The organism is Streptococcus sp. 9.1 (assembly GCF_016648815.1).
In the GTDB taxonomy this organism is placed as follows: Bacteria; Bacillota; Bacilli; order Lactobacillales; family Streptococcaceae; genus Streptococcus; species Streptococcus salivarius_E.
Window position 1 is genome coordinate 1 of record NZ_JACLQS010000007.1, and the last position, 23,541, is coordinate 23,541.

The 23,541-nt window shown below is 38.1% G+C and carries 20 protein-coding genes; all 20 read right to left on the bottom strand.

Going from position 1 to position 23,541, the window contains the following annotated elements; translation table 11 throughout:
• Window positions 1-464: 464 nt before the first annotated feature.
• Window positions 465-6,959, bottom strand: coding sequence for a S8 family peptidase (locus H7T93_RS06110; RefSeq protein ID WP_201041694.1), 6,495 nt, complete (start codon window positions 6,957-6,959; stop codon window positions 465-467).
• A gap of 684 nt (window positions 6,960-7,643) precedes the next feature.
• Window positions 7,644-8,105: a GNAT family N-acetyltransferase gene (locus tag H7T93_RS06115; protein ID WP_004182326.1), complete on the bottom strand. Its 462-nt coding sequence runs from the start codon at window positions 8,103-8,105 to the stop codon at window positions 7,644-7,646.
• A gap of 38 nt (window positions 8,106-8,143) precedes the next feature.
• Window positions 8,144-8,929, bottom strand: coding sequence for an ABC transporter permease (locus H7T93_RS06120; protein ID WP_004182325.1), 786 nt, complete (start codon window positions 8,927-8,929; stop codon window positions 8,144-8,146).
• A 1-nt stretch (window position 8,930) separates the two neighbouring features.
• Window positions 8,931-9,749: an ABC transporter permease gene (locus tag H7T93_RS06125; RefSeq protein WP_004182324.1), complete on the bottom strand. Its 819-nt coding sequence runs from the start codon at window positions 9,747-9,749 to the stop codon at window positions 8,931-8,933.
• Window position 9,750: 1 nt separating this feature from the next.
• Window positions 9,751-10,743, bottom strand: a complete 993-nt coding sequence (locus H7T93_RS06130; RefSeq protein ID WP_004182323.1) for an ATP-binding cassette domain-containing protein — start codon at window positions 10,741-10,743, stop codon at window positions 9,751-9,753.
• 594 nt (window positions 10,744-11,337) lie between these two features.
• Complete coding sequence (locus tag H7T93_RS06135) at window positions 11,338-11,940, bottom strand: response regulator transcription factor (RefSeq protein ID WP_004182322.1); 603 nt, start codon at window positions 11,938-11,940, stop codon at window positions 11,338-11,340.
• Window positions 11,937-13,031 carry a sensor histidine kinase gene (locus H7T93_RS06140; RefSeq protein WP_004182320.1) on the bottom strand — a complete coding sequence of 365 codons (1,095 nt, stop codon included), beginning with the start codon at window positions 13,029-13,031 and terminating at the stop codon, window positions 11,937-11,939. Before H7T93_RS06140 ends, H7T93_RS06135 begins: the two co-directional genes overlap by 4 nt.
• A complete protein-coding gene (locus H7T93_RS06145; RefSeq protein WP_004182319.1) occupies window positions 13,024-13,761 on the bottom strand; it encodes an ABC transporter permease in 738 nt (245 codons plus the stop codon). Before H7T93_RS06145 ends, H7T93_RS06140 begins: the two co-directional genes overlap by 8 nt.
• Window positions 13,758-14,639, bottom strand: coding sequence for an ABC transporter ATP-binding protein (locus H7T93_RS06150; protein ID WP_201041695.1), 882 nt, complete (start codon window positions 14,637-14,639; stop codon window positions 13,758-13,760). Before H7T93_RS06150 ends, H7T93_RS06145 begins: the two co-directional genes overlap by 4 nt.
• Entirely contained in the window at window positions 14,632-14,811 is a 180-nt protein-coding gene (locus H7T93_RS06155) for a hypothetical protein (RefSeq protein ID WP_004182318.1), read from the bottom strand. The genes H7T93_RS06150 and H7T93_RS06155 overlap by 8 nt, the downstream gene beginning before the upstream one ends.
• Window positions 14,812-14,821: 10 nt before the next feature.
• The gene (locus H7T93_RS06160) at window positions 14,822-15,031 is read right to left on the bottom strand and encodes a hypothetical protein (RefSeq protein ID WP_004182317.1); all 210 of its coding nucleotides are present in this window, start codon (window positions 15,029-15,031) and stop codon (window positions 14,822-14,824) included.
• A 434-nt stretch (window positions 15,032-15,465) separates the two neighbouring features.
• Window positions 15,466-16,401 (bottom strand): bile acid:sodium symporter family protein, encoded by a 936-nt coding sequence (locus tag H7T93_RS06165; protein ID WP_013990402.1) that lies wholly within the window; start codon window positions 16,399-16,401, stop codon window positions 15,466-15,468.
• Window positions 16,402-16,543: 142 nt separating this feature from the next.
• A complete protein-coding gene (locus H7T93_RS06170; protein WP_107373189.1) occupies window positions 16,544-16,993 on the bottom strand; it encodes a cytidine deaminase family protein in 450 nt (149 codons plus the stop codon).
• A gap of 10 nt (window positions 16,994-17,003) precedes the next feature.
• Window positions 17,004-17,741, bottom strand: a complete 738-nt coding sequence (locus H7T93_RS06175; RefSeq protein WP_002891235.1) for an ABC transporter permease — start codon at window positions 17,739-17,741, stop codon at window positions 17,004-17,006.
• Entirely contained in the window at window positions 17,738-18,619 is an 882-nt protein-coding gene (locus H7T93_RS06180; RefSeq protein ID WP_201041696.1) for an ABC transporter ATP-binding protein, read from the bottom strand. The genes H7T93_RS06175 and H7T93_RS06180 overlap by 4 nt, the downstream gene beginning before the upstream one ends.
• Window positions 18,620-18,690: 71 nt before the next feature.
• On the bottom strand, window positions 18,691-19,368 hold the full coding sequence (locus tag H7T93_RS06185; RefSeq protein WP_155222633.1) for a hypothetical protein: 678 nt from the start codon (window positions 19,366-19,368) through the stop codon (window positions 18,691-18,693).
• A gap of 136 nt (window positions 19,369-19,504) precedes the next feature.
• Window positions 19,505-20,170 carry a hypothetical protein gene (locus tag H7T93_RS06190; protein ID WP_110981482.1) on the bottom strand — a complete coding sequence of 222 codons (666 nt, stop codon included), beginning with the start codon at window positions 20,168-20,170 and terminating at the stop codon, window positions 19,505-19,507.
• A 12-nt stretch (window positions 20,171-20,182) separates the two neighbouring features.
• Window positions 20,183-20,677 (bottom strand): YkgJ family cysteine cluster protein, encoded by a 495-nt coding sequence (locus H7T93_RS06195; RefSeq protein WP_002885314.1) that lies wholly within the window; start codon window positions 20,675-20,677, stop codon window positions 20,183-20,185.
• A gap of 84 nt (window positions 20,678-20,761) precedes the next feature.
• On the bottom strand, window positions 20,762-22,762 hold the full coding sequence (locus H7T93_RS06200) for an ABC transporter permease (RefSeq protein ID WP_110981483.1): 2,001 nt from the start codon (window positions 22,760-22,762) through the stop codon (window positions 20,762-20,764).
• 1 nt (window position 22,763) lies between these two features.
• Window positions 22,764-23,522, bottom strand: a complete 759-nt coding sequence (locus H7T93_RS06205) for an ABC transporter ATP-binding protein (protein WP_008534947.1) — start codon at window positions 23,520-23,522, stop codon at window positions 22,764-22,766.
• Window positions 23,523-23,541 lie beyond the last annotated feature (19 nt).

A 23,541-nucleotide genomic window follows, 5' to 3' on the forward strand; every position in this document is an offset into this window, starting at 1 on the left:
AACCTCAGAATAGTTACTGTCTTATCTCTTTTTTTACTTAAAGCCTTGATAGACTTGACAAATGGTAGAAAAGAGCCATATTTAACCTGTCTACTTGACAGGGGGCATATCAATCATAGCGGGTGGTTTATTTGTTTCGCACCTTCGGAGCGAAACGGACTAATAGTCACATAATAAAAAGGAATTAAGCAACCAAACGCTACTTAATTCCTTGAAATTATCTCATCACCTCTATTAGCCTTTAAATTTTGATAGACTCTATTTTCTAATTAATATGACCAATATTATCAATACTAACCCTTTCAATCAATTCATTAGTTGTCGAAACTAAGTACATTAATAAATCCAAAAAGAGTATCAATAGTAAAGTAAACTAAATAATTGAGTTATAAATGGCTATTTTCACAAAACTGTTTCATCATCACACTATCTCAGTACACAAACCATTTTTCTATAGCTTTGTCTTAATCTTGATCTTTTTTCTTTAATCCAAGAAACGCACCTAAGGTAAACATTATTCCGGCAACTAATGACATGAAGACTTCGCTAACTGTTCCGGTTTTTGGCAACCTATCATTGTTAGTAGTTGATTTACTATCAATATTGGTATGTTTATTATCTATGTTCTCTGGTTCATTAAGATAAACTTCCTTCTTATTTTCAAAGTTTTTATCATTTTCATCAGGAACTTTAGCTGTGACATCCTTAGTTGAATCAGATTTGTGTGAATGATTTTCTCTTTGTAAATCCTCCTTTTTGTAATTTTCATCTAAGTGACTATGATTTTCTTGCACGTTATCTTTCTTTTTCGATACATCAAAAGTAGGTTTATTTTCCTCCTCCTTTTTCTCCTCTATTTTCTTGAATACAGGTTTTATAAGAGTATCTTTTGATACATTAATAACATAGCCAGCATCTTTTTTCCCTTCGACACCAGAAATTTCCCAGCCATCAAATTGATATCCTTTTTCTAATTCACCCTTATAGACAGGTAAAATGAAATCTTCTTCCGACACTATCGTTGAACTCATTTCTTTTCCATTTTGAATGGTCACAGTTACCGTATGAGGTTTTAGTTCGCTTACCTCTCCCGTATCTTTGTTTAAAATGAATTCTTTTACGGTTGTATTTCTTGCAAAATCTTTTACAACAATCTTAATGTTTAGTGTCTTATCTGTTAGTTGTTTAATATCATCAAATGATTTATATTCTTTTCCATTTACATAAATATGTTTGTCTTGAATCTCACCATCGAATCCATTATTTCTTTTATCATTGATATTAAAGACTACAGATTTTCCGTCAGCATATTCAATACTAGTATTTCCCTTAGGATCAATGTTTACTTCTGGTTTAACATTATCATATAAAAATTGATAGTGTACTCCAACCGCTTTCGCATTCAAATCGCTATAGCCAGTTTGAAGATAAACATTTCCATCCATATCTGTTACCTTATCTGGGAATCCGTTTGCTTTATAGTCTTTCATTCCCCAGTCCATGATGTCACCGTCTTTAACATTAAGCTTAATATTAAAATCTCTAGTGTTATCAATGTGTAAATCTCCGTAGATTAAATAATTATCTACAACCGATTCATTAACTCTCAACTCCCAGTTAAAACCACCCTTATCAGAAATCTTACCTCTTAAATAAAATTCTGGATTTCGTACATAAATTTTATTAGATTTAGATGGATTAAAGTAGTTCTTGTCCATTGAAAGATTTACTGGTTTTGCATCAATAAATAACATAGAGCCATCTTCTTTTATAGCTTCTACGTTGGACTCATCCTCCCCATGATACTCTTTATCATCTTTACCAAATAATACCAGTTTAGAAGAATCTGTTACAAGATTTCCATCTTTATCGATTGCCTCCCCTTTATCATTCATTTTAAAGGTAAACACTTGATATTTTACAATGTTAAAGCCATCCAAAGCCGACATTAATACTGATTGAGTACTTCTTCCATCTTCAACATTTCTACTATCAGCATAAATTATTTTTTCTGATAGGACTCTTAGATTAGGATTGGCCTTTTGTATTTTTGCTATATCTTCCTGGCTATAAACTCCATTTCCTTCTAACATATCCGTTTTTCCAGGATTATAGGTAGTCACTTTTAGTGCATAGCCTTTTCTTAGAATGATGTTATCCTTTAACAGATATTGTTGTTTTTCTGAATCAGAATAGATTTTACCAGATTCCATTTCCGTTAAATTGTTTGGTTTGTTCTTTGAAAGATCACCTTCTCCTAATTCTATTACATTCCCATAACTTGATGTATAGGGATATTCTGTTTTAGTTTCCTTATTTTTTTCAGGCATTCTAATTTTAGTTTCAGCTTTTATCTGATCATCATCTTTAACAAAGAATCTCATATCTCCTGCAAAAGCTAATCCATCCACAATATCATTAATATTAGCGTATAAATCAAATGTCATCGTTTTTGATTGGGAATCATACTTAGTCGTTTTGATTTCTACAGATCTATAGTTATTGCCGTAATATACCTTGGCATTTTTAGAAACATTACTTATCTTTCCAAGAATTTCAAAGTGTCCATCTTTAGACGGGCTTAGAACACCATAAATTTTTGATTTGATTTCGTCAAGTTTTTCAGTTTCATATTGTAAGGCACTACCATCGTCATAAGCAATGATATTTCCCTTATCATCGTATTTATAATCGTATTCCTCTGTTCTCTTACCAGTTTCACTTGTAAAGTCATCAACTTCTCTAAATTTCTTTTTAATGAGTTTCTTTAAGTCTTTACTTTCAAAATCTCTAATTGTTGAAATAGTTTTATGAATAGTCAAGCTTGATTTTTCTTCGATAGACTCTTCATTTTCTTGATGATTTTCTTCCTCAGTTGTATCTTTTTTAAGACTATCCTCTTTTCTATTTTCTAAATTTTTAAATTTAGATTCGGAAATCTCGCCAAGCTTTTGGTATTTAGATGAATCTTGATCAGGATCTACTAGATAATAGGAAATCATCCCCTTTTCATCAGCATGATCAGCAAATTTAATTCTATGAATCTTTGTGAAATTGCTAGATCCATCTAATGCAATGACTTCAATGATTTTTCCTCTTAAATCTCCTGCACCATTAATTTCATAAATAGTATTTCCGTCTTTGTCTAGTTTCCTATTTCTTCCTTGACCCTCACCTGCATAAGTTACTTCAAGATTTTTCTCAACCTCTCCATCTTCATTAACCAGAGCAGCGCCTGCATACCAAACTTCGTTTGCAATCTCGTCAAATTTTTCAGGATGTTCTTTTTGATCTCTCGCAAATAAGGTTTCATTCTTGTATTGATCTTTTACCTTGTGATAAGTATCCTTTGTAATCAACTTAATTTTTTCAGGATTTGAAAAATCAACCGAAACAATCTTAGGGGCTGTATTATCAATTTTTACAGGAATATAGGAAACCTGCCATGGGTAATCTTTAGTTAATCTATATTTAAATTTATAGAAATATTGACCTTCTGCAATCGGTTCAAATTGTCCTCTTATCTTAGTAGCAGGATCTTTGGTATCCTTGCTTTCTGGTGCATTTTCTTCTCTACCTCTAGGGTTATAGATGAGTCCATCCCATTTCAAGTCGCTCCAAACTTTTAGCTTAGAAGATTTGATTCCCTTTGCATCATTTCTCTTAGAGTTTAAAATTCCTCTAATAAAGTGTTCTCTCGAAATGACTTTTAAGTCTCTTTGATTTTCTCCCTCTTTATTTGTATTTACTATTGAAATCAATCCTTCTTCTGCACTTCTTAATACAAGTGGAGAAGGTGTTAATCCTCTCCCAAGTTGAGCATCTTGAGGATTTCCATTTGAATCTAAAGGATAAATTTTAGCAATATTAGAACCACTTGATGATGGTGCGTTGATCCCTTCGTTATTGAAAGCAAACAATTCTGGATTTTGATCTAGGGATGTTGTATTTTTATCTTTTCTATTTTGTATAACTCCTGCTGGATTAAATTTATCTATACCTTCTCCACCAATCCCCTTATTTAAGGTTCCTGGAATTTTCGGTTTGCCATCATCATCATAACCTTCCATTGTTTTTGATTTTGAACCTTCTTCCCAGGCCCATTTATCAAGGATTGGTTCGTGGTTCCAATTCCCAGCAAATCCCATTAGAGGCATCGATAAAGAAGGTTGGAAGTTTATTTTCTTCCCGTTGGAGTTCAGAGCTTCCATTTCTTCCACTGACTCAAAATGAATAAATGATTCTACAAATTTATTTTTGTTTTTAGCCTCCCCAACATTTATAACCGCATTTAAATCAAAGCTAGAATTTGGACCTATAGTGAAAGTGTCATGCTCAAATGTAATATTTGCTCCTTTGATTTTTTCTGGGTGGATTTCTGGAACAATTTGCTTACCATCTGGAGATTTTTCATCTTTGTATGTTTCATCCAGTTTGAGTCTGTCAGTTAGAGCATCTGTAGTTATAGCAGATGCTGAAACTTTAAAGGTTAAAGGTCTGTTTGATGTATTGTGAAGCTTAATTGTAAAATATTTTTTATCTCCTTTTATTTCTTTAAGAGAAATAGAACCATAAGAGTTTACCAAACCTTTAGAATCCGTGTTTTTAAAAGTAGCTACGACTTCATTTCTCAAAGCATTGGCAACATTAATTAGCCCTGCTCCCTGTTGTCTAGGTGATGCAAAGTATTGACTTTTTTCTTTCCAAGAAGTTGCATCCATCATAGGGCGTGCAGTATTTTGTAGGGCTATTTTTGTAAGACTTGTAAGATCTATTTTGTCATCTCCCTTAAGATTTTTCAACACAGGTCTTTCAAGCATTTCCTTTAATTTTGGTCTAATCAAAACAGTAGAAGCTGCCACGATTGGAGTTGCCATACTAGTCCCTGACATATAACCATAAGTTGATTTCCCATTAATGACATTGAGAGTGGATTTAATATTTTTACCGGGTGCTGAAACATCTGGTTTTAAAAGTAAATCTATTCTTGGTCCCCAAGATGTGGACCCTGCTGGAACGATGATCTCTTCTTTATACAGTTCTTTGTCTGTGTCAGGTGCAAACTTAAAGTCAATCTCTTTTTCGTCACCTACATTCGGTTTATTAGAATTATAGCTTGCCATATCAATTGGATAGTATTGCTCCAATTTATCTTTAAAATCTTCTTTATTATTCCTTTTAACCTCAGTTTTTTTATCAGGGTTAATCATGTTCCATAACTTTACACCATCATCTCCTGAAATTGAAAAAACTTGACTAGTAGTTCCTTCATCCTCCTCATATCCCATAGCTGGAAGCTCTGTCCAATTATCTCTATTGTAGTAATTTACAGTATTTACAACCATAATGCCACGTGCACCCTTATCCGTTGCACGTTTAAAAGCATTTTTTAACTCCTTTGTATAAATTCTATCCATTACTGCAATTTTGCCTCTAAGATCCAATCCTATCAAATCTTTGTCTTGCCCCTTGCCTATATATACAAATTTTAATTTACTAGAAGCTTTTGATCCTTCTTCATTTGTTATGATTTTATTCTTATCGAAAAAGGCACCTATATTTCTATATTTAAAACTTTCTCCACCTATGTTAACTTTATCAAACTCAACTGTTTGATTTTTAGCAGATGCGACTGCTATCGCATCTTCATGTGCTGCAGTTCGTGTTACATTTCCAGTGTCGGTCATTTTCAGATTATTATTTGCCACTAAATCCCATGAAGAACTTGAAGCAGAAGTCGCATAGTTACCCGTAGCTACAACCATTGGAATGCCTGCTTTTCTTAATGCTCTAATAGCTTGCCAATATTTCTCACCTACAAGACCAGTTCCTGTAAAGCCAGATGATATCGAAACAACATCGACATTGTGTTTGATCGAATCTTCAATAGCATGAAACATTGTTTCATCTCCTGCGAAGCCAAATCCTGCGTCAGAGTACATTTTATAAGAGAAAATCTGTGCATTAGGAGCAATTCCATCTATTCCGTTAAAGTTTTTAATATCTTTTTCAGTATCATTTCCCGCAAGAATCCCTGCAATATGCATCCCATGTGGATCAAAATAATCGCTTCCATCATCAGCTTTTTCTACAGTAATTTTACCACCATTATAATAATTGAAAGCATGAGGGATTTTATCACTCAACCAGAAATTTTTATCAGTACCTTTTAAGTCTTCTTTTTTAAATCTCATTGAGTCTTTAGCATCATCATCAATCCTCATGGCCTTATGCCTATAATCCGTTCCCGTATCGATATTTGAAATGACCATACCTCTACCATCAAAGTTTTTCCCAAATGGTGCATTGATAGATTTTAGGTAATCGATTGCCTCTTCAACTCCAATTTCTTTTCTAGCATGATTCATCATAGGTTGGACTTTTTGTGACCTTTCAACCGATGAAATACCTTCTATTAGTTTAATTATGTCCAGAGTATCTTTGGTTGTTTCAATAGCGCTACCGTTAAAAATTCTATCATAAGTATATAAAACTTTTGTATTCTTAAGATTTGATAGTTCCTTGATTGCTTTTTCTCCAGATTCTTTATCTTTAAATTCAGCAATATAGACAAGTTTATCCTCTTTTTTGGGACTTTCTGGGTCTTTACTTGCAGACGAGTCCGCTTTATCTCCTTGGGATTGATTGGAATTTTCTTCTTTGATTTTTGCTTCTTCATTGCTAGTGTTATTGTCTATCACAGGATTTTTACTAACAACTTCTTTTTCCTCAATAATTGTTGTTTTCTTTTCTTCAGTATCCTTTGAAGTTTCTATAACATTATGAATATCTTCAAGTTTTTCTTTGTTTTCGTTTTGTTTACCTACTACTGTTTCTTTATCAGATATTTTTAAAGAATCTTCAGAACTAGGTGTATCTGCTAGGATTACCTCATTAGGGACATATGCTGCTAAAATAACTGCAGCTGTGGTTAATGACAATACTGTACTTTTTTTCATTTTAATTCCTTACATATTTATTTAACTTCCAATAGATAGTAAACTTTAACTTTGCTAGCATTTGTTATAAAAAGTTTTACTAATACTCTTCGAAGATCGCATCAAACCGCGTCAACGTCGTCTTAGCGTATGTATGGTTACTGACTTCGTCAGTTCTATCTACAACCTCAAAGCAGTGCTTTGAGCAACCTGCGGATAGTTTTCTAGTTTGCTCTTTGATTTTCATCGAGTATAAGTATTATCTAGGAAATAGAGTAGTACATTTATATATAATTGTTAGCTCTCCAGAAAAATAGTATATCATTTAAAAAATTTAAGTCAAGAAAAATTAACCTACATTAATTTATTTTTTAATAAGCGTTAAAAACATAGAGTCAAAAACTTTCGTAGTTAGCTGGGGTACATTATCAGAACATTCACACCATCAAAAATAGTAGCAATCAACTTAAAGCACTAGCAACATCACAAAGTCAAACATCATTAATGAAATATCAGCGCTATTAAACAATATAAAAAACCGCTAAGAATAAGACTTAACGGTTATCTTCTACATATCTATTTTTTCAAATCCTCAGTCGTTTATCTACCTATAACCTAGACTTTACGAGTGCCTTGCTCTACCAACTGAGCTAAATTGGCTAACACTTTTATAGTATGGCACTCTCAATTTTTTGTCAGGAAGTTTTAAACGATTTTCTTTATCAAAATCTGGCAAGGATTCTGGGGATCCCAAAGTTGAGGAAAAATCTCTAATTTTTTAAAACCAACACTTCGATAAAAGACAATTGTTCGATCATAATCTTTATTAGAGCCTTCTGCTACTGTTTTTACCTGTAGGTAGTCTACTTGTTTGCGTGCTTCACTTTCTAAAGTAGCAAGCAATTGACTCCCAATTCCTCTACCTTGATGAGCTTTTTTTACGCCGAGACAATCAATCTCTGCACACTCTTCACTAGAATAGGACAAGCTTACAAATCCAGTCAAATCACTCTCCTGATAGGCTGCCCAAACTTGCAAATCTTTGGCTCCTTCGATGTAGGCTTGCGTGCTTTCAGGTATTCCAAACCATTCTGGCAAATCCTTTAAAACCTCATCAACAACTGCCATTTTTTGATCTTCATCCTTGACTTCTTCAATTGTAAACATCATAAGTTCCTTTCTTGATTTTAGTCTTACTTTCCCCCTTACGAGCCAGCACTTTCGTAGGCATCCAAGCCCCTATCCCAGAGTTTGAGGGAAATGAAAAAGAAGACAAGGGAAATCAGAATCAAACCACCGATATCAAAGAGCCCATTCTTACCCTGCAAGAAATAACTGGCAGGATAGTAAGCCGTAAAGGCAAATGGCACGATAAAACTGATCAACCAACGAAGGAGCGAATTGTAAATGGAAATCGGGTACTTGGCAAAATCATTGAACATATAAAAAATATAAATCATGGCGCCTGACTGTTTAGTCCAAAAAGCGATACTGGCTGTCGCTATTTTCAAGGAAGTATAAATCAAGGTAGCAAATGGAATACAGACTAGGAAAATCAGGAATTTGGGAAGCGTCCAAGCAATGCTTGATACTGTTGTTCCCAATAGAATGCAACCGACCAAAAGTTCCCCCAAGGCATCAATCTGAAAGGTCTCAACCAGAATATGAAAGAGAGGGTTGATAGGACGAGTCAAATACTTGTCAAATTCCCCTTTTCGGACTAGTCGTTGACCTAAGGCCCAGAGATTGTCAAAAAAGAGATGATCTAATCCCTTTGGAATTAAGGAAAATCCATAGATAAAGGCAATTTCTTGAAAGGTCCAACCTTCTAGCGAGGGGATGTGTTGAAAGATGACATTGAGAAACAAGAGGTTTAGGCCTTGAGTCAGAAAGACTCCCAACACACCTACCACAAAATCCACCTTGTATTCCATGATTTGCTTGATGTATTGTCTGATAAAAATCAGATGCATGCGTTGATATTTTTTCATACTAACCTCCTTGAATAGTGATAAATGACTGGACTCGTTTCCAAATCAACTGAGACAAGCCCACCATCACTATAAGCCAGAAAAACTGAAGCAAAAGTGCTTGAAGAATCTGACTGGCATCGTATTTCCCAACAATAATCATGACCGGAGTGTAAATTAAGGATGAAAAAGGCAAGAAGGAGAGAATAGCTGAAACCGCCTTTGGAAAGAAAGCCAAGGGAATCAAACTTCCAGACATAAAGGCCACTATGGAAGTCTTGAGTAGATTGGAACCCCAAAGATTTTTAAAGACAAATGCTGAAAATCCAAAGCAGATATTAAAGAAAAAGTTAATCAGATAAGCCAGAGTTAAGCTAAAGAGATAAAGGACAGTTAATCCCAGCACTTCTACAATTCCTTGCCCAGACAGGATTTTCATCAAAATAATGACACTTAAAAATGGCAGGCCAACAGAGATGAAAATCAACCACTTGGAACCAAGCTCGGTGAAAAGGTAAGAGGCCGCAAAATGCACTGGTCTCAGCAAGCGCATGATAATGGAGCCATCCTTGACCTCCTCCCCAATCATAAAGGAGCTATCAGACCTCGTCAAAAGATTGGTCACAAAACTCATGATGATGTAGAGAGTGATATCTGCCATACTGAAGCCCTGAATCAAAGGCTCCTGGGAGGAGTCAAAGACAGCCTTCCAGAGATAGAAAGCGACAAAAGCCCCCATGACATCACCAATCCGATAGAGAATAAAGTTGACTCGATAGGTAATCAACTCCTGAATCCCTGCATTGATAAAGGGTTTATAACGTCTCCACAATTTGACCATCTTAGAGCTCCTTTCGATAGAAGCGACGGATAATATCTTCAATATCCGTATCTACCATCTTCAAATCACGAACTTCAAAATCAGATAAGGTTTGCTTGATAATATCGGCCGACTGGTAGCGGGAACTATCGAATTCAATATTGAGAGTATTTCCTTGTCTATCAATGGACATATCAGGCAAGCCCTCATAATGAGAGACGAGATGACTTTGACCTGGCGTCAGATCGAAAGAGAGAGTCTTCATCTTTCCAAAGGTTTCCTTGAGCTGGCTAACCGTTCCATCAAAAATCTCTTGCCCCTTATCAATCATAAAAATCCGATCACAGAGTTGCTCAATATCACTCAAATCATGAGTAGTCAAGAGAATAGTTGTCTCTTCCTCCTGATTAATCTGAGTAATGGCCCGACGAATGTTGTCCTTGACCGACACATCCAAACCAATAGTCGGCTCATCTAAAAAGAGAACTTTGGGATTGTGAAGCAAGGAAGCCGCAATATCCGCCCGCATCCGTTGACCTAGCGAAAGAGTCCGCACGGGATCCTTGATAAAATCCTTCAAATCCAAAACTTCATTCAAAAAATCCATGCGCTTGTGGAAGAGCGAGTCTGGGACATCGTAAATCTCCTTCAAAACCGTGTAAGTTTCTTGCAGGGCCAAGTCCCACCATAGCTGGGTGCGTTGTCCGAAAACGACTCCAATATCCTTGACATAATCTTGGCGATTATCCTGTGGAATCTTGCCATTAATCCGACAAAAACCAGATGTCGGTTTCAAAATTCCTGTCAGCATTTTAATGGTGGTCGACTTCCCAGCACCATTTGCCCCGATAAAACCTAGAATCTGCCCCTTGGGCACCTCAAAGGTCAAATCCTTGACCGCTTCAAAGGTCTGCTTTTCAGGATGAATAAAGGAACGCCAAGCCCCCTTCAACCCCGGTTCCTTGACTGTCTTCACAAAATTTTTCTGAAGATGTTTCACTTCTATCATTGCCATATCTATCTCCTACAGTAAAAAATCAACAAACCGTGTCCTCTAAACACAAAAAGCCAATTTCTCATCTCCTAAAATCTCCCTTCTTTATCACAGCAGAAGACCTTAGTATTACTCTATTATAAAGCAGTTAAAAAAGGAAACCAAGTGTTATTCTCTCAAAAGAGAAAATAGTTTTGATACTTGAAAAAATCAAAAAAATCTGTCTAATTCACTAAACAAAATGACACAATTCAATAATTCATCAAAGCCTCTACATATTCCTGTAGAGGCTCATTTCAACTTCTCTCATTCTTGCTTGTGAATGTTTAGATAGATTATAAGGCATGAAAAAAGCCACCATCTGGTGACCTTCAATTAAAAAGTATCTTTTATAAACTTCCCTTAAGTGAATTGGGACGTCAGCGATCTTCTTCGAAGCTCCATGACTCATTTTTGAGCCTAAGGTCTCAAAAATCCCATGTGGCTGAAACTAAATTGTTTCAGCCACTTTTCTCACAGCGGGAAGTTTCACTTTAAAAATACTTCACTCTTACTAATTAATCTAATTCAAATTTTTAGTTAAAACAAAGTGATAGAAAATTTATCTACTTCTCCTCACCCTAGCCAGTCTTTTTCTTTGGCAATGCGGACGGCTTCTGTTCGGTTGCCTGCATCGAGTTTAGTCAGGATGGCTGTCATGTAATTTCGGACGGTTCCATTTGAGAGAAAGAGGCTTTCTGCGATTTCTTGGTTGGTTGAACCTTGGGCTACCATGGCCAAGACTTCTTGTTCACGTTGACTGAGTGGGTTATTGTCAAAGGCGACACCTTCGACAAGCTCTGGTGAGTACTCCTTATGACCTGCTAGGACGGTATGGATGGTCGCCATGAGGTCACTGATGGAACGTTCTTTGAGCACGTAGGCATCCACCTGGGCTGCAAGGGCTCGTTTAAAATAGCCTTTTCGTTTGAAAGTAGTCACAATGACGACCTTCGTTTCACTTTGATTGGCACGGATCCACTCCAGGACATCAAGTCCTGTCTTGATTGGCATTTCAATGTCTAAAATGGCTACGTCAACTTCTTCTTTTTCCAAGAGAGCAATGGCTTCTTGACCATCACTGGCCGCATGGACCTCTTCGACATCGTCTTCCAACATGAGAAGTTGGCAGAGGGCATCCCTCAACATTGACTGGTCTTCGGCGACTAATAATTTCATGCTTTTCCTCCCTCTTTCAAATGCACACGAATGATTGTTGGATGCGATTGAGACAGAATTTCCAAGTCTCCATCTACCAAACTGAGGCGCTCTCTGATGCTGTGTAGTTCTTGTCCAGTGACTTCCTTAAACCCACAACCATCATCTTCAAACTCAAGAACAATACCATGATCACGTCTTAGACGAATCTGACAGCTATCGGCCTGGCTATGTTTGATGACATTATTGGACAGTTCACGAAGCACCATGGACAAGGTCGACTGGCTAACAGGTGACAGGCTGTCTAAGTCAAGGCTACTATCCACGGCCAAGACGATATCTGATAGGTCAAAGAGTAGCTCGAGTTCCAGTAACTCCTCTGCCACCGTTCGGTACTTGAGCTTATTGACAATCTCACGTACCTCGTACATAGAGTCTCGGCTAATCTGGTTCAATTCTTCCAGATTCTTCCTAGCAGCATCATACTGTTCCTTGTCCATCTGTTTCAAAGCCAACTCAGTTTTGAGACTCATCATGGCAAAGGTATGCCCTAAGGTATCGTGCAAATCACGGCCGATACGATTACGCTCATTTTCAGCTGACAGGATATTAATGGTCCGATTCTGCTCCGCAAGGGCCTCTTCCATCTTTCTCTCCTGACGTATACGGTTTTGAAAATAGTACATTCCCAAAGAAAATAAGGTAATAGCCATAGACATGAGGTGGGTACTCAAATCGTCTGTCAATAGGAAGGATGATGACGTCAAAATCAAGAGGGTCACTAGAAAGGAAAAGAATCGATAAGATGATATGCTATCCTCAAAGCGCCAAACGAGAAGATTGACATTGAAAAAAACAAACCACATCATGCCCCCCTCGAAGGTCATGGACATAAAGATAATGTAAGCTAAAGTGTAAAACCACAGAAAGGGAATCCACTTGCTATAGGCTTGTTTCAAATACACCATAAGGAGATAAGCGATGGTAAACAATCCTGTCAAAACTAAGGTCCAAACTGGAAAATAGCCACCAAAAACTCCCAATACTGGGAAGACTAGGAAAATCAGACTAACAAAATAAGCGAAATCATTTTTCTGGTATGTTCTAAACATGGTCACTTTCTCTGTACGATTTGATAAAAAGGGCTAAGCCTGTAGCTATTGTAGCATAGACCAAGATAAAAATGAGTGATTTCCATGAAAATTCCCCTTTTTTCGCGAAATTGACTACCAACTGATTAATATGATAGATGGGTGTCCACTCGGAAATGTGCTGAACCCATTTTGGAAACAAGGTTACTGGCATCCAAGAACCACCAATAATAGCTAGACCAAGAAAGACGATATTTCCGACGATAGCCATGATTTGTTGGGACTTAATTTGGGCTAGGAGTAAGCCAAAAGAGAGGAAGACTAGACTTGACAAGAGTAAAAGAGCCCCTGAACCAAGCCAATGTGATAATGGCATCTTAACATCACGCACAAAAGCTCCCACACAGAAAGTCACTAGGATAGCAACCATAAAGTTCATAAGAACTCGGAAGATTTTAGAGAGGTAATAGGCTTGAATACTGATTTTTGAATGTTCGATGTAGGTTAACCAGTGCTCCGTTTGGTCCTCTCTAAGCATGTAGGGGAAGGTAAAGAAACCAAAGCTGGACATAGAGAATCCTGTCATCGTCAACATATAGGACAAGATAAAGGCTTTTTGTGATTCTGGGTCAGGACTCATTTCCATACCTGAATACAAGAGGAAAAATCCGACGGGCATTCCGATAGACATGATAAAGACGGGCCAACTGCGCCATGTTTTTATCCATTCGATTTTAAGTAGTGCTTTCATGACTTATCCTCCCTTGTGCTATCAAATAGGCTATCTAAAAGTGTCTTGTTTTGAATTTCAATGTCAGAAATGCGACAGCCGTGAGCTTGTAAACTACTCCATACACTTTCAATATCTTTAGTCATAAAGGTTACAACATCACGTTTTTCAGTCACATCATAAATGGCTGCCAGTTTGTCAAGACTTGGCGCAAAGCGACTTGGTAAGGTGACTTGTTTTTCCTTTTCCTCGCTACGCATAGCGTGTGGCGTAGTATCCCTGATGAGTCTCCCCTGATGAAGGACCAAAATGCGGTCAGCTGTGTGCTCGACTTCTTCGATATAGTGGGACGAATAAAGAATAGTCACACCTGACTTTTTCAGATCATTGATGATTTCCCAGAAACGTTGGCGTGTCGTAGTGTCCATCCCTGCTGTCGGCTCATCTAAAAAGAGAATATCAGGCTTGCCAATTAGACAGAGGACAAAGGCAAGAAGACGTTTTTGTCCCCCTGAGAGTTTGTCCGCAAACTGCTGATACTGATCGTCTTTGAATTGTAAGAGTGCTTGAATCTCTACTTTAGATAATCCATTCTCAGAAATATCTTGGAAAAAAGCAATCAGTTCCTTGACTCTTAATTGTGAGGGAATGGTATTTTCTTGAAGGAGAACAGCAATTTGATCTTGTGCTTTACCCTTTTTGCCTTTGATAAAGACTTGACCGCTGCTGGCTTTCTTGTCACCAAGAATGCAGGACATTAAGGTCGTTTTACCAGCACCATTTGGCCCAATTAAGGCAAGACAATCACCTTGTCCCACCTCAAAGCTAATATGGTCTAAAATCGTTTTTCCTTTGATTTTTTTGACAAGATTTGTGACTTGAAGGATTGCTTCACTCATGTGTGTGATTTCCTTTCTTTTGGTAGAAGGCTAAAAAGACATAACAAGCTGCAACAGACACACCCATGACACTGTAGAGAATATCACTACTGCCATGAAGTAGGACATAGGCAAAGAGGATGGTCCAAATTACCGCTAGGAGCATAATGCTTAGTATTTTCAATAGTTTCATACTGAGCCTCCTAGTTTTTCAATTCATTAATGACAAGGTCGATAAAACTTTTAGCCATAGTGATGAGAATGTAGGCTGAGATAGACAAGCCAATAATCATACCCAAATTTGAGAAGATAGCTTCAAAGTTCCCTTTTTCAAAGATGTCAGTAAACATGCTAAGTCCAGCAAAGACAGTTCCGATAACAGCGTAGATAAGGTAAGATGTTTTGATTTTCATGAGATGACCTCTTTCGTTTTTTATTATTTCTAAGTTATGACTAAAGTATATCTTTTTGGTCATTCTCTTTTTAGCACCAGATGTCATGACATGACATGACATTTGTCATGTGACGTAAAAAAGCCGACCTAAGGTCAGCCTCCAGAGATAGATAAACTATTTCAAATGCGCCATGAACTAAGAAAGTCAGCAAAGAATGACAGATGATTCTCTTTGGGAACGAAGTGAGTATAACTGAGACTTTTCACTGTGATAAAAAACCCTGAAGAACTTAAACTTCAGGGGTTCGGAAGTTTCGAGACCTTCGACTCGAAACTTAGGCATGGAACTTCTTTGAAGTTCGCTGACGTCCGTCATCACCTAAGGAAAGTCTCGAAAAAGATTCTTTATTAAAAAATAAAAGCCAACCCAAGGTCAGCTTTTCATTTATCTTACTAATTATTTTTTGAATGGTTCTTCCACCATGATGAGAGGATGGAACCTGAGATATTGTGCCAAATACTAAAGATAGTTGATGGGATAGCAGCTTGTGGCACGAAATATTTCATAGCAAGAGTTGCTCCAAGACTTGAGTCTTGCATCCCCACTTCGAAGGTAATGGCTTTTTGTTGGGGTTCTTCCAAACCAAGGATTTTTGAAAATCCAAAACCAAGGGCATAACCACAAAGATTGTGGAGCATAACGACTGGAATGACAAGGGCTGTCGCTGCTGTGAAAATATTGGCATGGTTGGCAGAAACAACTGCTCCAACAATCAAGAGGATGGCAGCTTGTGAAATCAAAGGCATAATCTTGATGATGGCATCGATTTTCTTACCAAAGATTGAGTGAACGAGCACACCCAAGATAATAGGGACAACCACGATACGCAAGGTACTTAGGAAGAGGCTTTGGGCAGGGACACTCACGTACTGACCAGCCAAGAATGACAAGAGGGTTGGAATCATGAGTGGTGCCAAGAGAGTTGAGAGGGTTTCAATAGAGACATCCAAGGCGACATCCCCACCTGAAAGGAAGGCCATGACACTCGATGAAGTCCCACTTGGACAAGAGCCAACAAGGATAACCCCTGCTGCTGTCGCACCTTTCAGATGGAAAATCATACAAAGCAACCAAGCCAAACCAGGCATGATGACATAGTGAGCTACAGTCCCAAGAACAACGGGAATTGGACGCTTAGCAATACGTTTAAAATCTTCAGTTGTCAAGGTAAGCCCCATACCAAAAAGAATCAAACCAAGCAGATAAGCCGTATTGGGAATGACCCAACTACTAGTTGCAGGAAGGGCGTAGTTAAAGGCCGCCCAGAGGATAACAGCTACAGTAAACCATTTGCTGAGCCATTTACTAAAAGATACAAGTGACTCCATAATGAAACCTTCTTTCTATTTTCACGATATAGTATAGCACTTTCATTTTGAATTTCAAGGTAAATTTCGAATTTTCTGAAATTATTTTCAAAAAATAAACCCTCACACTTAACATGCGAGGATTTTGTGATTTCTATAAACTTTAAGCCTTGTCTTGCGACTTTTGTTCAAATTGTTGAGCCCGTTCTTCTCCCCACCACAGTGGCAATAATTCTCCCAAAGTGACGGTCTGACGTGTTTCGTAGTCAACCATGAACTCTAAATGACGATTGTCGGGATGCAGTTCCATTAAAAATTCTCGACAAGCTCCACAAGGCATGCCAGATGGTCCACCATGAGGTGGCTGGTCACGAAAGGCGATAATACGCTTGACCTTAGTCTGACCAGTTTCTTGATACATATTGAAAAGGGCAGCCCTTTCGGCACATAGATGGAAAACACCACACGTCCCTTCCATACAAAAGCCTGTGAAAATTTGCCCATCTTCAGCCTCAACGGCAGCCACAACGTGCCTAGCATAGACAAAGTCTGAGACTTCCTGTGGCTGATACAAAGCTTTTGCCTCTTCATACATCTTCTGCCAAGCATCCATTATTTCTCCTTTAACCTCGATCACTTTCTCTTTGCGACTTGATAAAGAGTGCAAGCCCTGTTGCTACTACAGTATAAGCCAAAATAAACAAAAGTGATTTCCATGAAAATGTCCCATCCTTTGCAAAATTAACAACTAACTCATTGACATGATAGACAGGCGTCCACTCAGAAATGCTCTGAACCCACTTTGGAAACATGGAAATAGGCATCCATGAACCACCCACAATAGCCAAGCCAAGGTAGGTGATATTTGCAACCACAGACATGATTTGTTGGGATTTAATCTGAGCGATAAGCAAGCCAAAGGCCAAAAAGACCAAGCTTGATAGAAGTAAGAGGGCACCTGAACCTAGCCAACCTGACAAAGGCAACTCAACATCTCGAACAAAGGCTCCCACACAAAAAGTCACAATGATAGCCACCATAAAATTCAGCAAAACACGAAAGATCTTAGATAGATAATAAGCCGAAATGCTGATTTTAGAATGCTCGATATAGGTCAACCAGTGCTCTGTTTGGTCCTCTTGCAACATATAAGGGAAGGTAAATAAACCAAAGCTAGACATGGAAAAGCCAGTCATGGTCAACATATAAGACAGCAAAAAATCTTTTTGAGCCTCAGGATTAGGTGTTGAGACAATACTTGAAAAAAGGAGGAAAAAGCCAACAGGCATCCCGATTCCCATGATAAAGACTGGCCAGCTTCGCCACGTTTTTATCCATTCAATTTTTAGTAATGCTTTCATGCCTTGTCCTCCCTTGTTGAATCAAATAGGCTATCCAAGAGTGTTTTATTTTGGATTTCAATATCAGAAATTCCACAGCCTGATTTTTCGAGTCTTTGCCATACCTTTTCGATATCTTTGGTCATGAAGCTAATGACATCCCGCTTCTCAGTAATCTCATATATATCTTCCAAGCCATGAACAATGTTAACAAAGCTACTTGGCAAAGTGACCTGCTTCTCTTTCTCTTCATGTCGCATAGCGTATGGTGTGGTATCTCTGATAAGTTTCCCTTGATGGAGGACTAAGATACGGTCAGCTGTGTGTTCCACTTCTTCGATATAGTGAGAGGAATAGAGAATGGTTACACCTGATTTTTTCAAGTCATTGACAATCTCCCAGAAACGCTGACGAGTCGAGGTATCCATACCCGCTGTCGGTTCATCCAAGAAGAGGATTTTAGGTTTATCAATCAAACAAAGGACAAAAGCCAGAAGACGTCTTTGCCCACCAGAGAGTTTGTCCGCAAACTGCTGATACTGGTCTTCCTTGAATTGTAGGAGTTCCTGAACCTCTTGATTGGTCAAGGGATTATCAGAAATAGATTGGAAGAAGGCAATTAGCTCTTCCACTTTCAAACTATTTGGAATGGTATTTTCCTGAAGGAGAACCGCAATTTTATTTTTTGCCTTACCTGCTTTACCATCAATGAGGACCTGACCATTACTCGGTTTTTTATCACCAAGAATACAGGACATCAAGACAGTCTTACCTGCCCCATTAGGTCCAATCAAGGCCACACAATCGCCCTTGTTTATCTCAAAACTAATCTTCTCTAAAATGGTCTTTCCCTTGATGCGTTTTCCAAGGGATGTGACTTGAATAACCGTTTCATTCATACCTGTGATTTCCTTTCTTTTGTATAGGAGCCATGCTAATTGACGATAGAGCTGATATCATCGGACTTCCCTTAATACTCCACTTCCAACTCCGTACAGAAGAGACTTCCGCTCAGATGAAGCCTAGTTTCAACTTGCTCGATATCAGATTCAAAACGATCCACCTTCACAGATGACAGAGGATGTGAAATTTCAGTGGCATCCATGACACAGTCGTGAGGAAGTCGGATATGAACTTCACCAAACTTAGCATCAAGATGAACAGCTACCTGATCTGACGCAAAGCTGGCCTGACTCAAATCCAACCAAAGCTCACCAAAAGCTAGATTCATATCAATCGTTTCGACTTCTTGAGAATAGATACGATACCTATCCTCAGCCATATAGGTCTTAACAGAAATATGAGGTCCCTCTTGGTCGTTCTTATTAACCTTATAATCTTTAGTGAGCCCTTTCTTTGGACTACGACCATAAAAAAGCTCTAAAGCCAAGCCAATTAGAAAGATACCGCTAAAGAGATTCCACTGTGCAAAATCGAGGTTTAACAAGTCATGAACATAGGGTGATAAGAAGGCCAAACCAAGAAAAATGAGGAGCGGTCGCCTATTCAAGATACCAAAACAAAAGAAGGCCACGAAGAAAACCAGATTATAATTGACCATGATCCAAAAATCTGGAATAAAGGCACTAGCGATAAAACAAGCTGCTAGTAAAAGCAACAAGATGGCCCGAGCATTAAACCGTTTCATAAGGAGACTCCTTTCTAGTAAATGATTGCAAATTTCCAATTATTTTCACTATCAGTATAGCACTATTTGTAAACGTATTCAATGTTATATTAAAAGGATTTGCAAGAAAAAAAGAGCTTTCGCTCTTTCATTATTTTCAATGTTTGACAGTTACCTGTCCAAAGGATACTGAACCTGTTAGAGAAACTGTAGTGCTAGCCAAGTCTCGTTCTCCTAGACTATCGTAGCTTTTCACTCCTGCCAGGCTTGTATGAAGGCCGTGTGCATCCACTTGCCAATCCTTAGGTACTCGAATGATAACCTGAGAAAAATTTGCCTGAACCACAATCTGAGGTCGATCCGTCATAAACTGAGCCTGACGCAAATCCAAAGTCAAACGTCCAAAATCGGCATTGGCATAGACAGTTTCGAGGTTTTGTGAAGTCACCACCTGAACAGACTCTGAAAATAAGGTCTTAGCGAAAATCTCTCGCTCATGTTCTTTAGAAACCTTGTAAGAAAAGTTCTTCTTATAACTTGGCTTGCTCAAACGGTCCACTGCAATCCCCAAGATAAGAATTCCTACAAAGAGTGTCCATTCTGAATAGTCCAATCTAAAGAGGTCATGGATATAGGTCGATAGAAAAGCCATCCCCAAGAAAAAGAGAAATTTCCCCTTAGATTGCCAGCTCAAAAGCACAAAAAGCAAGGCTAAAATCAATTTATAATTAAAAGCCAAATACAAATCCGGAATAAATGCTGTCGCGATAAAATAGGCAGCAATGATAAGTAGGGTGAAAACACCTGCATTAAATCGTTTCATAACAGTTCCTTTCTAAATCCTATCCTTGAGTTTTTCCACAAAAAGGTAGGCTGCTGGACAGAAAAGCGTATTTTTGATAGTCAGATGATTGATCTGATAGATTTTCTTACGATCCGTGTGAGGAAAGGCTGCACAGGCCTTAGGACGGACATCATAAATATCACAGAGATTATCAGGCCCTAAGAAGGGACAAGGCATAGACTTGAAGACCTTGTCGCCATCCTCATCTACCTGAAGGTACATCTCCTCGAAGGCAGGTAATTTCATTCGAAAATGCTTGGCAATGCGAGTAATGTCCTGCTCTGTGAAGTCGGGACCAAGCGTCTTACAACAATTAGCGCACTGGGTACAATCAATTTCTTGAAAGACTTCATTGTGTACCTGCTGAACAATCTTATCTAAATTTTTAGGAGCCTTCTTCTTGAGTTGTGCTAGAAACTTTCGGTGCTCCCCCTGCTTTTGACGTGCCAATTCCTCGTAACGTTTGACATCAATAGTCTGTGACATGTGTTTTCTCCGATGATTTATAATTCTTTCATCTATTATAGCATAAAAGAAATAGAGCCTAGCATGAACTAGACTCTATGTCAATTACATCGATACGATTCGACGATAGGAACGAGACGTTAGGGCAAAAACCAAGATATAGGCTAGGAAGAATACGCCACAAACAATGATAGTAACCACTAACATAAGACTTGGATTAAGAACTCCAATGATACGCACAATCAAACTGATCATATGATAGGCAAAGGCCAAGTGAATAAAGGCAAAAATCAAGGGGAGGAAGAAGACAGTAAGGACTTGCTTTCCAATGGTTTGCTTGACTTGGAGGTCGTCCAAGCCAATCTTTTGAAGAATAACAAAGCGCTCACGATCCTCATAACCCTCGGAAATCTGTTTATAGTAAATCACGAGAACTGTGCCAAGCATGAAGATGATGGATAGGAAGATGCCGATAAAGAAGGTTCCACCAACAAAGCCATTTACCATGCCTTCTGCATCATATCGACTATTTGCAGTGAAGTAAGACTTAGGGAGGCCAGTAGTTTGTCCAGCTAACTGTTGTGTTTCTTTATCCGTGATTTTGTCTAGCAAATCTGAATTTTTCTTGGCATCATGTGAAGGGTCTTTGACATTAACACCAACATAGGTAGCTTGGGTGGTTGCTGTTCCTTTGATACTTTCTTGAAAATCATCCATATCAGGAACAACAAGGTAGCTATAATCAGAAACTATGATTGTGAAGAGGTTGGGTATTTTACCTTTAAGAAAGTCATTAAGGCTATCATGGATCTGGTAGGTTTGACTATTGACAGACAAACTCTTTTGATCTTTTAATGTTTTATTTTTAGTAAATAAGCCAACTTGATTTGAAGTCAGATTGAGGTCTTTACCTGTTAATTGTTTATAAGTAGATTGTGAGAAGACAAGAAAAATTGACTTTGGTAGAACTTTTCTTTCATTCTCAGAAAAGATGGTTAGCTTGTTTTTTTCTTGTTCTTTGATACCAAAGTAGAGGTAACTTACTTCCACTTTTCTATTTACCTGATTTCCCGTCTGTACTAAGAAATCATCCATAGCTTTCCGTGTACTTGTTAAATCTACATTCGTCCCTGTAACTGAGTAATCATGCGGAGCAGAACTCGCCAGATAGTCTTTTTTTCCAGCATAAATACTTGCAGCACCTACAAGTGTCACCAAAACCATACTTGAGAGAATGGCAATGGTCGCCAGCCCAACTGCATTTTTTTTCATCCGAAAGACAAGATTGGAAATGGAAATCATATTATTGGGCTTGTAATAGTAGCTCTTCTTCTTTTTCAAGAGTTGCAGAACAACTGTTGTCCCGGCATTAAAGAGAAGGTAAGTCCCTAGAATGACCAGTAGAACAGCTAGGAAAAAACTCATAATAGCCGTTACTGGATTCTGAACAGAGAGAGCAAGATAGTAACCATACCCCATAGCACCAAGTCCCAAAAGGGTTTGAATAACTAGAAAACGTCCCTTTTTTTCACCCTTAAGGCCATCTTTAGTTAATTGTAAAGGATTAAGCCGTAGCAATCGGAAACCATTTACCAAAACCAACAAACCAAAAATACAAGCAAAGATGACAAGAACAATAGGAATTGTCATTACTTGAAAGGTCGAAACTAAACCAGTACTTTCACCGATAAGCCTTTGAAGAAAAGCATAAATGAGTTTATCGAAAAGTGCCCCCACACCTATACCTAGAAGCAAAGTCACAAAACTCATAATCACTGTTTCTTTTAGAATCATACTAAAGAGGTGACGCTTCTCTAAGCCTAGCACACTATAGAGACCAAGCTCCCTTGAACGATTTTTCATAACAAAGCTATTGGCATAAAGAACAATAATTCCAGAGGATAGGGCGACAATTCCAAGTCCCATCCCCAAAACCATCTTGATAGCATCTGCCCCAGTCAAGTGATCCAGATGAGGATTAAGCGTTAAAGATGTAAAGATATAGGTAATGGCAATAGCCAGAATAGTTGCTAAAGCAAAAGGATAATAAAGCTTACGATTTTTTATGAGATTGGACAAAGCCAGTCTATTGGTTAGACGAAACATATTAGTTCACCTCACTTGCCATTGCAGTTAGTGTATCGGAAATTTCCTGGAACATTTGATGTTCAGACTTATCTCCTTTGAAGATTTGATTATAAAGAATTCCATCCTTGATAAACAAAACACGCTGCGCTCGACTGGCGGCCGCTGTCGAGTGAGTTACCATGAGAATGGTCTGACCGCTGGCATTAATAGCATCGAAGACATCCAAGAGCGCTGCTGAAGATTTGGAATCCAGGGCACCTGTTGGCTCATCTGCTAAGAGTATTTCTGGTTTTGTGATGATTGCACGCGCAACCGCAACCCTTTGCTTTTGGCCACCTGAAATTTCATAAGGGTACTTCTCCAGTAAGGAATGAATTCCCAGTTGACGACTGATTGCATCTACTTGTGTCATCATTTGCTTAAGTGGGCGACGAGAAAGAACCAAAGGTAGCAAAATATTATCTTTAACTGATAGGGTATCTAAAAGATTGAAATCCTGGAAAACAAACCCTAATCTTTCACGACGGAAGCTAGAAGCATCCTTGTTTTTGATGGTTGCTGTGTCCATACCATTCAGATAGACACGCCCTGCTGTTGGTTTATCAAGCATGGCAAGGATATTAAGCAAGGTTGATTTTCCTGACCCAGACTCACCCATGATTGCAACATAGTCACCTTTATCAACCGTAAAATGGATATCTTTAAGGGCTTCAACCTGATTTCCTTTGAAACGTGTTTTATAGATTTTTTTAACATGTTGAACATCTAGTAATGTCATAATAAGCTCCTTTATTTAA

Coding starts and splice junctions, on each gene's coding strand:
- H7T93_RS06125 (WP_004182324.1), bottom strand. CDS start 9,749: ATGGTCAAATTGTGGAGACGTTATAAACCCTTTATCAATGCAGGGATT.
- H7T93_RS06175 (WP_002891235.1), bottom strand. CDS start 17,741: ATGAAAGCATTACTAAAAATTGAATGGATAAAAACGTGGCGAAGCTGG.
- H7T93_RS06180 (WP_201041696.1), bottom strand. CDS start 18,619: ATGAATGAAACGGTTATTCAAGTCACATCCCTTGGAAAACGCATCAAG.
- H7T93_RS06165 (WP_013990402.1), bottom strand. CDS start 16,401: ATGGAGTCACTTGTATCTTTTAGTAAATGGCTCAGCAAATGGTTTACT.
- H7T93_RS06195 (WP_002885314.1), bottom strand. CDS start 20,677: ATGTCACAGACTATTGATGTCAAACGTTACGAGGAATTGGCACGTCAA.
- H7T93_RS06160 (WP_004182317.1), bottom strand. CDS start 15,031: ATGAAAATCAAAACATCTTACCTTATCTACGCTGTTATCGGAACTGTC.
- H7T93_RS06115 (WP_004182326.1), bottom strand. CDS start 8,105: ATGTTTACAATTGAAGAAGTCAAGGATGAAGATCAAAAAATGGCAGTT.
- H7T93_RS06205 (WP_008534947.1), bottom strand. CDS start 23,522: ATGACATTACTAGATGTTCAACATGTTAAAAAAATCTATAAAACACGT.
- H7T93_RS06110 (WP_201041694.1), bottom strand. CDS start 6,959: ATGAAAAAAAGTACAGTATTGTCATTAACCACAGCTGCAGTTATTTTA.
- H7T93_RS06135 (WP_004182322.1), bottom strand. CDS start 11,940: ATGAAATTATTAGTCGCCGAAGACCAGTCAATGTTGAGGGATGCCCTC.
- H7T93_RS06155 (WP_004182318.1), bottom strand. CDS start 14,811: ATGAAACTATTGAAAATACTAAGCATTATGCTCCTAGCGGTAATTTGG.
- H7T93_RS06190 (WP_110981482.1), bottom strand. CDS start 20,170: ATGAAACGATTTAATGCAGGTGTTTTCACCCTACTTATCATTGCTGCC.
- H7T93_RS06130 (WP_004182323.1), bottom strand. CDS start 10,743: ATGGCAATGATAGAAGTGAAACATCTTCAGAAAAATTTTGTGAAGACA.
- H7T93_RS06200 (WP_110981483.1), bottom strand. CDS start 22,762: ATGTTTCGTCTAACCAATAGACTGGCTTTGTCCAATCTCATAAAAAAT.
- H7T93_RS06140 (WP_004182320.1), bottom strand. CDS start 13,031: ATGTTTAGAACATACCAGAAAAATGATTTCGCTTATTTTGTTAGTCTG.
- H7T93_RS06120 (WP_004182325.1), bottom strand. CDS start 8,929: ATGAAAAAATATCAACGCATGCATCTGATTTTTATCAGACAATACATC.
- H7T93_RS06150 (WP_201041695.1), bottom strand. CDS start 14,639: ATGAGTGAAGCAATCCTTCAAGTCACAAATCTTGTCAAAAAAATCAAA.
- H7T93_RS06145 (WP_004182319.1), bottom strand. CDS start 13,761: ATGAAAGCACTACTTAAAATCGAATGGATAAAAACATGGCGCAGTTGG.
- H7T93_RS06185 (WP_155222633.1), bottom strand. CDS start 19,368: ATGAAACGGTTTAATGCTCGGGCCATCTTGTTGCTTTTACTAGCAGCT.
- H7T93_RS06170 (WP_107373189.1), bottom strand. CDS start 16,993: ATGGATGCTTGGCAGAAGATGTATGAAGAGGCAAAAGCTTTGTATCAG.